Annotated in this window: 11 protein-coding genes; 3 read left to right on the top strand and 8 right to left on the bottom strand. The window is 70.7% G+C overall.

Annotation, left to right across the window (positions count from 1 at the left end; genetic code table 11):
* Positions 1 to 48: 48 nt before the first annotated feature.
* A complete protein-coding gene (locus tag ACH4TV_RS03275) occupies positions 49 to 849 on the top strand; it encodes an EI24 domain-containing protein (RefSeq protein ID WP_398393694.1) in 801 nt (266 codons plus the stop codon).
* Here ACH4TV_RS03275 and ACH4TV_RS03270 read toward each other — a convergent pair.
* Positions 822 to 2102: a pyroglutamyl peptidase gene (locus ACH4TV_RS03270; RefSeq protein ID WP_398393692.1), complete on the bottom strand. Its 1281-nt coding sequence runs from the start codon at positions 2100 to 2102 to the stop codon at positions 822 to 824. The two genes, ACH4TV_RS03275 and ACH4TV_RS03270, sit on opposite strands and share 28 nt — an antisense overlap.
* 162 nt (positions 2103 to 2264) lie before the next feature.
* On the opposite strand from ACH4TV_RS03270, the gene ACH4TV_RS03265 reads away from it, so the two are divergent.
* Positions 2265 to 4718: a glycoside hydrolase family 3 protein gene (locus ACH4TV_RS03265; protein ID WP_398393691.1), complete on the top strand. Its 2454-nt coding sequence runs from the start codon at positions 2265 to 2267 to the stop codon at positions 4716 to 4718.
* Between the two features lie 96 nt (positions 4719 to 4814).
* Here the strand turns inward: ACH4TV_RS03265 and ACH4TV_RS03260 are convergent, their stop codons facing one another.
* Both ACH4TV_RS03260 and ACH4TV_RS03255 read right to left on the bottom strand, forming a co-directional pair.
* Complete coding sequence (locus tag ACH4TV_RS03260) at positions 4815 to 5825, bottom strand: aldose epimerase family protein (RefSeq protein WP_398393689.1); 1011 nt, start codon at positions 5823 to 5825, stop codon at positions 4815 to 4817.
* A 10-nt stretch (positions 5826 to 5835) separates the two neighbouring features.
* Entirely contained in the window at positions 5836 to 6738 is a 903-nt protein-coding gene (locus ACH4TV_RS03255) for an SGNH/GDSL hydrolase family protein (protein WP_398393687.1), read from the bottom strand.
* 292 nt (positions 6739 to 7030) lie between these two features.
* On the opposite strand from ACH4TV_RS03255, the gene ACH4TV_RS03250 reads away from it, so the two are divergent.
* A complete protein-coding gene (locus tag ACH4TV_RS03250) occupies positions 7031 to 7525 on the top strand; it encodes a DUF3145 domain-containing protein (protein WP_398393685.1) in 495 nt (164 codons plus the stop codon).
* Between the two features lie 154 nt (positions 7526 to 7679).
* Here the strand turns inward: ACH4TV_RS03250 and ACH4TV_RS03245 are convergent, their stop codons facing one another.
* The 5 genes from ACH4TV_RS03245 to ACH4TV_RS03225 form a co-directional block, all read right to left on the bottom strand.
* On the bottom strand, positions 7680 to 8951 hold the full coding sequence (locus tag ACH4TV_RS03245; protein WP_398393683.1) for a beta-ketoacyl-[acyl-carrier-protein] synthase family protein: 1272 nt from the start codon (positions 8949 to 8951) through the stop codon (positions 7680 to 7682).
* Positions 8952 to 9076: 125 nt separating this feature from the next.
* On the bottom strand, positions 9077 to 9325 hold the full coding sequence (locus tag ACH4TV_RS03240) for an acyl carrier protein (protein WP_105971431.1): 249 nt from the start codon (positions 9323 to 9325) through the stop codon (positions 9077 to 9079).
* 82 nt (positions 9326 to 9407) lie between these two features.
* On the bottom strand, positions 9408 to 10403 hold the full coding sequence (locus ACH4TV_RS03235) for a ketoacyl-ACP synthase III (protein ID WP_398393681.1): 996 nt from the start codon (positions 10401 to 10403) through the stop codon (positions 9408 to 9410).
* 15 nt (positions 10404 to 10418) lie between these two features.
* Positions 10419 to 11357, bottom strand: a complete 939-nt coding sequence (locus tag ACH4TV_RS03230; protein WP_398393679.1) for an ACP S-malonyltransferase — start codon at positions 11355 to 11357, stop codon at positions 10419 to 10421.
* Between the two features lie 89 nt (positions 11358 to 11446).
* The gene (locus tag ACH4TV_RS03225; RefSeq protein ID WP_398393677.1) at positions 11447 to 12652 is read right to left on the bottom strand and encodes a PucR family transcriptional regulator; all 1206 of its coding nucleotides are present in this window, start codon (positions 12650 to 12652) and stop codon (positions 11447 to 11449) included.
* Between the last annotated feature and the right edge of the window lie 20 nt (positions 12653 to 12672).

The raw sequence follows: 12672 nt of genomic DNA, 5'->3' as shown, positions 1-12672 counted from the left end.
TCACGCACCGCCTACAACACCACCATTCGCCCCCGATAGAGTTCTCCCATGAGCGATCTCGCAACAGGTTTCCGCTACCTCCTGAAGGGCCAGCGCTGGGTCGCCCGACACGGCAAGCAGTACGGATTCGGGCTGCTGCCCGGCCTCCTCACCCTTGTCCTCTACTTCGCCGCCCTGGGCGCCCTCGCCCTCTACGGCACCGACCTCACCACCTGGGCCACCCCCTTCGCCGACGACTGGTCGAGCCCCTGGCTCGGACTTTTCCGCGGCTTCCTCACCGCCCTCCTCTTCGCCCTGGCCCTGCTCCTCTCGGTGCTCACCTTCACCGCGATGACCCTCCTCATCGGCCAGCCCTTCTACGAGAACCTCTCCGAGAAGGTCGACCGGGACGTGTCCCCCGACGGCACGGCCCCCGAGTCGGGCCTGCCGCTGCACAGGGAGTTGTGGATCGCGGCCCGCGACAGTCTCCGGATCGTCGTACGCGCCCTGTGCTGGGCCGTGCTTCTCTTCGCCCTCGGCCTGGTGCCGGTCGCCGGGCAGACCATCGTCCCCGTGATCGGCTTCCTCGTCACCGGCTTCTTCCTCACCGAGGAACTGACCGGGGTCGCCCTTCAGCGGCGCCGGGTCGAACTCCGGGACCGGCTCGCCCTGTTGCGCTCCCGCAAGCGGCTCGTGTGGGGCTTCGGGACGCCGCTCGCCCTGGCCTTTGTGGTGCCGTTCGTGGCCGTCTTCCTGATGCCGGGCGCGGTCGCGGGCGCCACCCTCATGGCCCGCGACCTGCTCGACGAGGAGACCGACGAGTCCTCGGAGGAGACCGAGGATCAGGAGACGTCGGCCTCGGCCTCCTGACCCGTGGAGCCGTCGGACGCCTCCACGGCCACGGCCAGGATCGACCGCACCTGCGCGATGATGTCCAGCCGGTTGCGTACGAACTCGGGGTCCGTCACCGTCCCGGTCGCCGGGTTCGTGTTGCCCGTCCCGAACTGGAGCACCGGCGTGTGCACATGCCCGCCGGGGAGCGTGGCGCCCAGACCGAGGCGGTCGCGCAACAGGGTCGCCCGGTAGGCGATCTCGTTGGAGAGGTAGTCCCCGCCGCCCCCGGCCCGCGCCGTCGACCCGGCGGTGGGCCCGTCCGGCCGTACGACCGCAGCGGTGCCGCCCGCCGGGATCTCGGTCACGGCCGTGTTGTCGTACACGGGGAAGCGCCCGGTGGCAGCGGCCACCATCGCCTTGTACGGCAAGGTCGTCGACGTCCACTGCGGCTGCGAGGCCGGGTCGGTGACCGGGACGGTCTCCGTCCTGCCGATGTTCTCGTTGTCCGCGAAACCGCCCCGCCAGGCCCCGTTGGTCCGCTCCACGTCGAACCGCCCGACCCGCCCCTGACTCACCGTCGTGAACAGGTCGACCTTCGGCAGATACGGCTTCAGCGTCCGCTCCACCGTCCCGTCGGCGAAGTCCTGCCAGCGCACCGGGAACACCGCGGTCTCGACCCGGGCGGGCCCGTCCGCCGTCTCGATCACCGTGCCGTCGAGGGCGAGCGCGGTGGCCCCGGACGGGTTGGAGATCCGTATGTCACGGTCGAGCGTGAACGGATCGAACCCGGTGACGAGAACGCGCTTCAGCTCCCCGCCGCACGGATAGCGGATCGACGTCTGCCCTCGCGAGTTCCGCTCCAACTCACCGAGCAACGCCGCCCGTTGCTTGTCGCTCACCCCGAACGACGGCTCCCACAGCCGCACTTCACGCGTCATCCCGAGCCGCGCCCAGTACAGCGGCCGGTCGTCGTCCCGGCTCAGATCACCGCCGGCCGGCCCACGCCCCTGCGCCCGGTCGACGGCCCGCCGCCACAGCGCCGATCCCTGGCGTACGACGAGCTTGCGGGCCTCCGCGTACGAGCGCGCGCTGCCGAGCGTCCGGGCGAACTCCGGTGCCACGGAGTCGAATCCGGAACGCCGGAGGATCTCCTGCGCCGCTGCCTTGTCGAGCCGCTGCTCCTCGACGGTGGGTGCGGCCGGGGTGTCGGCGGCCCATGCGGTGGCGGGCGCGAGTCCGGTCAGGAGCGAGAGTCCGAGTATGCCGATCCGTACACGTGAATATCTCAAGGAAGTCAGACCTTCCGAAGCCGTCGAGAGCCAGCAGTGAGGTGCTGTCAGCAGTGGGGTGCTGCGACGACGGCAGTATCGCGCGACGGAAGTGGTCTACGCCACTGTGTGAGGCGTACGTTACGCAGAGGCGTCTGTGAACTTCAACGAGGAGGCACCGTGATGGCGGAGGTGGAGGCGGTCGTCGAGGCCGCTCTCGGCAAGCTCGACCTGGACGCGAAGGCCCGGCTCCTGTCCGGGCAGGACATGTGGTCCCTGCCCGCGCTGCCCGAGATCGGGCTGAGGTCCCTGGTCATGTCGGACGGCCCGATCGGGGTCCGGGGCACCCGCTGGACCGCCGACGACCCGTCCGTCGCGCTGCCCTCCCCGACCGCGCTCGCCGCCACCTGGGACCCTGAACTCGCGCGCCGGGCAGGGGTGTTGCTGGCCCAGGAAGCCCGCCGCAAGGGCGTCCACGTCCTCCTCGCGCCCACCGTCAACCTGCACCGCTCCCCGCTGGGCGGCCGGCACTTCGAGGCGTACAGCGAGGACCCGTACCTCACCGGGCGGATCGGCGCCGGCTATGTCAACGGCGTCCAGTCCAGCGGCGTCGGCACCACCGTCAAGCACTTCGTCGCCAACGACGCCGAGACCGACCGCTTCACCGTGGACAACCTGGTCTCCGAACGCGCCCTGCGTGAGCTCTACCTGGCCCCCTTCGAGGCCATCGTCGCCAACGCCCATCCCTGGGGCATCATGACCGCCTACAACACGGTCAACGGCACGACGATGAGCGAGCACCGCTACCTGGTCAACGAGGTCCTGCGCGGCGAATGGGGCTTCGACGGCTACAACGTCTCCGACTGGATGGCCGCCCGCTCCACCACCGGCGCCATCAACGGCGGCCTCGACGTCGCGATGCCCGGCCCGAGGACGGTGTACGGCGCCCCCCTCGCCCAGGCGGTCCGGGACGGAGACGTCGACGAGGCCACCCTCGACGGCGCCGTGCGCAACGTCCTGCGCCTCGCCGCCCGCGTCGGCATCCTGGAAGGCGCCGAACCCGCGGTCGCCGCCACCGACCTCCCCGCACCGGTCGACGGCGAGGCCCTGGCCCGCGAGATCGCCCACCGCTCCTTCGTCCTGGTCCGCAACGAGGGCGCCCTCCCGCTGCCCACCGGACACAGCACCGGCCACAAGGTCGCCCTCATCGGCGCCGCCGCCCGCGACGCCCGCGCCCTCGGCGGCGGCTCCGCCACCGTCTTCCCGGCCCGCACCGTCTCCCCGCTCGACGGCCTCACCGCCGCCCTCCCCGAGGGCGCCCTGACGTACGCCGTCGGCGCCGACCCGAACACCGAACTCGCCGTCGCCGACAAGGGGTTCGCCCTGCGCGCCGTCTGCCGCGACACCGCCGGCACGGTCATCGGCACCGGCTCCGCGCCCAGCGGCCAGATCAACTGGATGGGCTCGGACCTCCCCGACGGCGTCACTCACGACCGCCTCCACACCGTCGAACTCACCGGCACGTTCACCCCGCGCGACACCGGCACGCACACCTTCGGCATCAAGGGCCTCGGCGCCTACACCCTCACCGTCGACGGCACCACGTACTACGACGACGTCCACACCACCGACAGCGACGACCCTTTCATCTCCTTCTTCGGCGACCCCGAACCCCACGCCGAGGTCCGACTCACCGCGGACACACCGGTCGAGGTGTCGCTCACCTACGTCGTCACCTTCCCCGACGGCGCGGCGATGAAGGCCGTCGGCTTCAGCCTGTGCCACCAGGAACCGCGGCGCGACCCCGACGAACTGATCGCCGAGGCCGCCGAAGCCGCCCGCGCCGCCGACACCGCCGTGGTCGTGGTCGCCACCACGGAACGGGTCGAGTCCGAGGGCTTCGACCGCACCGACCTCCAACTCCCTGGCCGCCAGGACGACTTGGTACGCGCCGTCGCCGCCGCCAACCCGAACACCGTCGTGGTCGTCAACTCCGGCTCCCCGGTCGAACTGCCCTGGCGCGAGGAGGTCGCCGCCGTGCTGCTGAGCTGGTTCCCCGGCCAGGAGGGCGGCGCGGCGCTCGCGGACGTGCTCACGGGCGCCCGGGAACCAGGCGGCCGGCTCCCCACCACCTGGGGTGCGCTCACCGACGCCCCGGTCACCCAGATCACCCCCACCGACGGCGAACTCCCCTACACCGAGGGCGTGTTCATCGGCTACCGCGCCTGGGAGAAGGAGGGCCGGATCCCCTCGTACGCCTTCGGCCACGGCCTCGGCTACACCGACTGGACGTACGAGACCGTCGAGGCGGAGGGCACGGAGGCGGACGGGACGACGGTCACCGTCCGCGTCACCAACGCGGGCGCGCGCCGCGGCCGCGAGGTCGTACAGGTCTACCTCGCACCCACGCCCCAGACAGCCCCTGCCCCCGACCGCCCGGCCCGCTGGCTGGCCGCCTTCGCCGGAGTCGAAGCGGGGCCGGGCGAAACGGTGGAGGTGGTCCTCGAACTCCCGCGCCGCGCCTTCGAGATCTGGGACGAGTCCACGGGCGCGTGGGCCTTTGTGAAGGGTTCGTACGAAATCCAGGCAGGCCGCTCGATCGCCGACCGCCGGCTCACCGCGCCGATTACGGTCTAGCCAAGGGCAGTACGCCCCCACCAGCCGGCCCCGGTCCAGGACCTGACCCCCGGACCGGGGCCCGCCGGCGGCCCGGGCCAGAAGCGCCCGCCGCCGTCAGCCCCGTACGCCGAACCCGAACACCGTCTCCGAGCGGAACGTGTCACCCGGCCGCAGCTCCGTGCTCGGGAACTCGGGCTGGTTCGGCGAGTCGGGGAAGTGCTGGGTCTCCAGGGCGATGCCGTGCCCGGGCCCGAACGGCTCGCCCAGGTGGTCGGCGGTGTAGAGCTGAAGCCCGGGCTCGGTCGTCGCCACGGTCAGCACCCGCCCCGAAGCCGGGTCGTACAACTCGGCGACCTCCACGGCCGCCTCCGTCCGCCCCTTGTCGAGCACGAAGTTGTGGTTGTACTCGGCGCCCACCTTCCGCTCCGTACGGAAATCGAGGCGGGAGCCCGCCACCGTGTCGACGCCGGTCGGGATCAGGTGGGCGTCCGCCGGTGTGTACCGCGAGGCGTCGATCCGCAGGGCGTGCCCGGCCGCACTGCCGGAGGCCGGCCCGGCCAGATTCCAGTACGTGTGGTTCGTCAGGTTCACCACCGTCGGCGCGTCGGTGACCGCCTCGTACGCGATCCGCAGCGCCCCGTCCGCGCGCAGCGTGTAGGTGGCCGAGATCTCCAGACGCCCCGGGAACCCCTCCTCACCGTCCGGACTCACCCGGGACAGCCGTACCCCGTGCTCCACCGGCGCCGCGTCCCACACCCGCTTGTCGAAGCCGTACGTGCCGCCGTGCAGGGAGTTGGGTGCGTCGTTGCGCGCGAGTTCGTAACGCCGGCCGTCCAGCGCGAAGGCGCCGCCCGCGATGCGGTTCGCGTACCGGCCCACCAGCGCGCCGAAGTACGGCTCAGGGTGCGCCAGATAACCGGCGACGTCCCCGAACCCCAGCACCACGTCCACGAGCCGCCCCTCCCGGTCCGGGACCTCCACCGACTGCACGATCCCGCCGTACGTCAGCACCCGCACCCGCACCCCGGCCCGCTCCAGCGTCCAGCGCCGGACGGGGGTGCCGTCGGGAAGTGCGCCGAAGGGTTCGTCCGGACGGGCGTTCATGGGGGCGTTCGCGTGAGCCATGGGCAAAACCCTAGGTCACCGCCTTCTTGCCCGTGACCCCGCGGTACGCGATCTCGGCGAGCCGCGCCTGCCCGTCGCGGCTCGGATGGAAGAAGTCCCAGGGGCTCAACTGGGCGGCCCCGAAGGCGTAGTCGAAGACCGCACCCCCGTCGAACCGGCACAGCCGGTCCGTGGCACACACCTCCTTCAGCACCGAGTTGTACGCCTCCACCCGCCCCCGCACCTCGTCCCGCCGCGCCGTCGCCACCGCGTCGACCGCGTCCGCGTCGGCCAGCATCGACGGGCAGATCCCCAGCTTCCACACCTGCTGCCCCAACGCGTTGCCCTTCCCCTGCGACCAGAGCCGCTTCAGATCCGGCACGCTCGTCACGTACACCTGACTCCGGGGCACCGCCCTGCGCAGGGTCTTCAGCGACTCCTCGAACGACGCCCGGAAGTCGGCCACCGACGTCATCGCCGCCACCGACGACCGGCACGCGTCGTTGGCACCCGCCATCACCGTCACCAGCGCCGGCCTGCGGACCGCCGCCTTCGCCATCTGGGCGGGCAGATCGGCCATCCGGGCCCCGGTGGCCGCGTAGTTCCAGCTCCGCGCGGCGGCCCCGGACGCCCCCAGCAACCGTACGGCCAGACTGTTCACGTCCGTTTCGGTGCCGGTCGCCCAGGACACCTCCGGGCAGTCGGACAGCACCGAGCACGCGTCGAAGCCGCGCGTGATGGAGTCACCCACGGCGGCCATGGACGCCGGGCTGCTGTCCCAGGCGGGCGGCGGGGGCGCGGACGGCTTCGCCTTCGCCTGCGTGCCGCCCGGCGAGGGGGAGGCGCCACCGGCGGCGTCGCAGCCTGCGACGCCCAGCAGGGCCGCCGACACGACGGCGACGGCGGCCCGCGATCGGTGACTTCGTGTGCGCATCCCCTGGGTCCTTCCGGTCGGCGTGCAATGGCTCTCGCCCATAACAACGCACGCGGGTTCCCGAACCGCGCACGAAGGTTCCGGAACCGAAAACAACCAATGCCCCGGACAGTGCAACGCCGCACACCCGCACAAGCGTCCCCCTGGGTGAATGGCAGGCATTTCATGGCATCGGGACCGACGGTACGTCGCACTCCTCGTGCCGCCGCACGGTAGCCTCGCCATCAACGCGGCTGCCTGCCACCGCTGCTCAGCCAGTTCGCAAGATGTCCCGCTCTGTCCGGAGGTCCCAGTGACGACACGTGGAGTCCTGTACGTGCACTCCGCGCCGCGCGCGCTGTGCCCGCACGTCGAGTGGGCCGTCGCGGGAGTGCTCGGCACACGCGTCAGCCTCGACTGGATCCGCCAGCCCGCCGCACCGGGCACCTGGCGCTCCGAGTTCTCCTGGAAGGGCCAGGTCGGCACCGCCTCCAAGCTCGCGTCGGCGCTGCGCGGCTGGCAGTTGCTGCGCTTCGAGGTGACGGCGGAACCCTGCGCCACCGCCGAGGGCGAGCGCTACAGCTGCACCCCCGACCTCGGCATCTACCACGCCGTCACCGGCATCCACGGCGACATCCTCATCCCCGAGGACCGCCTCCGCGCCGCCCTCACCCGCTCCCAACAAGGCGAGACGGACCTGGAAGCCGAACTGTCCAAACTCCTGGGCAAACCCTGGGACGACGAGCTGGAACCCTTCAGGTACGCGGGCGAAGGCGCCCCCGTGAGATGGCTCCACCAGGTGGTCTGATAACTCCCTGTGCCGGGGCGCCCCGATAGGGGCGCGGGGAACTGCGCGACAAGCCCCCACCGACCGTCACCCGGCAATGAACCCAAACCAAAACGACGAGTGGCCCGAACTCCACAATCAAGGAGTCCGGGCCACACACCGTTCACGGCAAAACTCAGACAGACCGGAACGCCAGCACCACGTTGTGCCCACCGAACCCGAACGAGTCGTTGAGCGCGGCGATACGACCATCCACCGGCAACTTACGAGCTTCGCCACGCACGATGTCCGCGTCGACCTCCGGATCAAGCTCCTCGACGTTGATCGTCGGCGGAGCAACCCGGTGATACAGCGCCAGCACCGTAGCCACCGACTCGACCCCGCCCGCCCCACCGAGCAGATGCCCGGTCATGGACTTGGTCGCGGAGACCGCCATGTGGTCGACATCGTCGCCGAACACATTGCGCAGCGCCTTCAGTTCGGCCACGTCACCCGCCGGCGTCGAGGTGGCGTGCGCGTTCACGTGCACGATCTCGGTCGCGTCCAGGTCGGTGCTGGCCAGCAGGTTCCGCAGGGCCGCCGCGATACCGCGCCCCTCCGGCTCCGGCTGCACGATGTCGTGGCCGTCGGCCGAGATGCCCTGGCCGACCGCCTCCGCGTAGACCCGGGCACCGCGCGCGGCGGCGTGCTCGGCGGACTCCAGCACGATCACACCGGAGCCCTCGCCCAGCACGAAGCCGTCGCGGCCCGTGTCGTACGGACGCGAGGCGCCCTGCGGGTTCTCGTTGTTCTTGGACATCGCCATCATGTTGCCGAACGCGGCGATGGGCAGCGGATGGATGGCCGCCTCCGTGCCACCGGCGACGACGACGTCGGCGCGGCCGGTGCGGATCATCTCGATGGCGTAGCCGATGGCCTCGGCGCCCGACGCGCAGGCGGAGACCGGGGTGTGCACACCGGCGCGGGCGCCGACGAGCAGGCCCACGTTGGCGGAGGGGCTGTTCGGCATCAGCATCGGGACGGTGTGCGGGGAGACGCGGCGTACGCCCTTCTCCTTCATCACGTCGTACTGGTCGAGCAGCGTCGTGACTCCGCCGATGCCCGACGCGATGACCGTACCGAGCCGGTCGGGGTCGACGGCCGGGCCGTCACCCTCGCCCGCCCGGTCGGTGAAGCCCGCGTCGGCCCACGCCTCCTTGGCGGCGATCAGCGCGAACTGCGCCGACCGGTCGAGACGGCGGGCCTGGGGGCGGGGGATGATCTCGGACGGTTCGACGGCGATCTGCGCGGCGATGCGGACGGCCTGCTCGGCGGCCCACTCCTGCTCCAGGGCACGGACACCGGACTTGCCGGCGACCAGACCCTCCCAGGTAGAGGCCGCGTCACCACCCAGCGGTGTGGTTGCGCCGATACCGGTGACGACCACGGTGCGATTGGTCGGGCTCACGGGAATTCCTTCTCCAACGGATACGGGAGGACAACCCCCGCACAGGCGGGGAGAACGGCGCCACCGCCGGGTGGCGGGGCTGACGGGCTGATCAGAGATCCGTAAGACCGGATCAGCCCTCGCGATCAGTCCTGGTTCTTGAGGATGTACGCGGTCGCGTCGCCGACCGTCTTGAGGTTCTTGACGTCCTCGTCGGGGATCTTGACGTCGAAGCGCTCTTCGGCGGCGACGACGACCTCGACCATCGACAGCGAGTCGACGTCCAGGTCGTCGGTGAAGGACTTGTCCAGCTGGACGTCCTCAACCGGGATGCCGGCGATCTCGTTCACGATGTCGGCGAGACCGGCGACGATCTCTTCCTGAGTGGCGGCCATGGCAGGCGCTCCTTCTTGTGTATCAATCGAGAGAGGTTTGGCGGTGTTCCCGTACCGGTTCCGAAGATCCGGTACGAGGTGCCTAGGGGAGGGTAACGACCGTCGCGGCGTACACGAGACCCGCCCCGAAGCCGATGACGAGCGCGGTGTCGCCGCTCTTCGCCTCGCCGGTCGCCAGAAGCCGCTCCATCGCGAGCGGGATCGAGGCGGCCGACGTGTTGCCGGTGGTGCGCACGTCGCGCGCGACCGTGACGTGCTCCGGCAGTTTCAGTGTCTTCACCATCGAGTCGATGATCCGCTCGTTGGCCTGGTGGGGAATGAAGACGTCCAGGTCGTCCGGCGAGAGTCCGGAAGCGTCCAGCGCCTCCTTGGCGACCTTCGCCATCTCGAACACGGCCCAGCGGAACACCGCCTGGCCCTCCTGCGTGATCGCAGGAAACTTGCCGGAACTGTCGTACTCGTTCCACGGCACGGTCTGCTTGATCGTGTCCGACTTGTCGCCCTCGGAGCCCCACACGGTCGGACCGATGTGCGGTTCGTCGGAGGGACCCACGACGACCGCGCCCGCGCCGTCACCGAACAGGAAGGCGGTCGCCCGGTCCTCCAGGTCGGTCAGGTCGGACAGCCGCTCGACGCCGATGACGAGGACGTACTCCGCGGAGCCGTCGACGATCATGCCCTTGGCGAGCGTCAGGCCGTAGCCGAAGCCCGCGCAGCCGGCCGAGATGTCGAACGCGGCGGCCTTGTCGGTGCCGAGCTTGTCGGCGATCTCCGTGGCCACGGCCGGGGTCTGCTTGAAGTGCGAGACGGTGGCGACGACCACGCCGCCGATCTGCGCGGCGGTGATTCCCGCGTTGGCGATCGCCTTGCCGGACGCCTCCAGGGACATCGCGGCGACGGTCTCCTCGTCGGAGGCCCAGTGCCGGGACTCGATGCCCGAGCGGGAACGGATCCATTCGTCGGACGAGTCGATCGTCTCCAGGATCACGTCGTTGGGCACGACCCGGACCGGCCGGTATCCGCCCACGCCCAGGATGCGCGCGTACGGGGCGCCCTTACTGGGCCTGATCTTCGACATTGCTCGGGGCTCCTTTCAGGCGCCCGCCGCGTCAGCGGCAGAGTTCAGGGTCTCGGCGATGAGCTCACGAGCGGAGTCGAGATCGGCGGGGGTCTTGAGGGCCAGGGTCTTCACGCCGGGCAGCGCACGCTTGGCGAGACCGGTGAGGGTGCCGCCCGGGCACACCTCGATGAACGCGGTCGCGCCCAGCTTCTGGAACGTCTCCATGCACAGGTCCCAGCGCACCGGGTTGGCGACCTGCCCGACCAGCCGGGCGAGCACCTCCGACCCGTCCGCGACCGTCTGCCCGTCCTTGTTGGAGACGTACGTGATCGTCGGGTCGTTCGGTGTCAGCGACGCGGCGGCGGAGGCGAGGGCGTCGACCGCCGGAGCCATGTGGTGCGTATGAAAAGCACCGGCCACCTGCAGCTTGACGACCTTGCGCACCCCTTCGGGCTTGTCCTCCACCAGGGCGTCGATCTGCTCGACCGTCCCCGCGGCGACGATCTGCCCGGCGCCGTTCACGTTCGCCGGCGTCAGCCCCAGCTTCTTCAGATGCTCCACGGTCACCTCGGGGTCACCACCGAGGAGGGCCGCCATTCCGGTCTTCGTGACGGCGGCGGCCTCGGCCATGGCCAGACCGCGCTTGCGCACGAGGGTCAGGGCGGCCGTGTCGTCGAGTACGCCCGCGAAGGCGGCGGCGGTGATCTCACCGACGCTGTGACCGGCGACGGCGTCGGGAGTCACGTCACCCAGTGCGGCGGCCGACAGTAGCCCGGCCGCGACGAGCAGCGGCTGGGCCACCGCCGTGTCACGAATCGCGTCCGCGTCGGCCTGTGTGCCGTAGTGGACAAGGTCGAGCCCGATGGCGTCGGACCACGCGGCGACGCGCTCGGCGGCGCCGGGCAGTTCGAGCCAGGGAGTCAGGAAGCCGGGCGACTGGGCGCCTTGGCCGGGAGCGACGAGTACGAGCACTCTCACACTCTCTCTTGGAGACGGGCGCGGCCGCCCGTGGGGACAGGGACGAAGAACAGCAGGGGGTTTTGTAGGCCCCCGACAAAAGCCTAAGGTTGAAGATCTCCATCGACCAGGCGCCCCAGGATCAGCGCGATACGCAGAGTGAATGCGGATCGTACATCTGAAGGCGACCATCCGGTGACGTCAGTCACACGTCGGAGCCGGTAGCGCACGGTGTTGGGGTGAACGAAGAGCATTCGTGCCGCGCCTTCCAGACTGCTCGCCTGTTCGAGATAGACGGCGAGCGTTTCGAGAAGAGCGGACCCGGCTTCTTCCAGTGGTCTGTAGATCTCCTCCACCAACTGATCGCGCGCGCCGGGGTCACCGGCGATCGCGCGTTCCGGGAGGAGATCGTCGGCCAGCACCGGACGCGGTGCGTCCTGCCAGGCGGAACAGGCCTTGAGCCCGGCGGCGGCGGCCTGCGCGGACCGGGTGGCGGCGAGCAGGTCGGGCACGACGGGTCCCGCGACCACGGGCCCGGCGGCATAAGGGCCGATCAGCGACTTGGCGACGGCCAACGGATTGTCGCTGCCGCCCGAGATGACGACCAGCCGGTCCCCGAGCACCCCGGTCAGCACCTGGAGCTTGGCGTGCCGGGCGGCCCGCCGGATCGCCTCGACGGTCAGTTCACTGTCACCGTCGGGCGCGGTACCCAGCACCACGCACACATGGTCGGGCGAGTTCCAGCCGAGCGCGGCGGCCCGCGAAACGGCCCCTTCGTCGGCTTCTCCACTGAGCACGGCGTTGACGACCAGGGACTCCAGCCGGGCGTCCCAGGCACCCCGGGCCTCGGCGGCCTGGGCGTACACCTGTGCGGTGGCGAAGGCGATCTCCCGGGCGTACACGAGCAGCGCCTCACGCAACACGGACTCGTCACCCGGAGCGGCCACCTCATCGATGGCGGACTCCATGACCTCGATGGTCGTACGGACCATCTCGACGGTCTGACGCAGAGTGATCGCCCTGGTCAGCTCACGCGGAGCGGTCCCGAACACGTCGGTGGAGATGGCTTGGGGCGCGTCGGGATGCCGGAACCACTCGGTGAAGGCGGCGATACCGGCCTGGGCGACCAGCCCGATCCAGGAACGGTTCTCCGGTGGCATGGCCCGGTACCACGACAGTGTCTCGTCCATGCGCGTGATGGCCTGCGCGGCAAGACTCCCGGACGACTTCTCCAGCCGCCTCAAGGTCGCGACGTGCGGGTGAGCGGGACGTGCGGTGGGCTCGGGGTGGTGGGATTCGGGTTCGGGCACGGAACCAAGACTGCCTTATC

Source organism: Streptomyces sp. NPDC020898 (genome assembly GCF_044333925.1).
In the GTDB taxonomy this organism is placed as follows: Bacteria; Actinomycetota; Actinomycetes; order Streptomycetales; family Streptomycetaceae; genus Streptomyces.
This window is presented reverse-complemented; position numbering and strand designations above follow the sequence as displayed.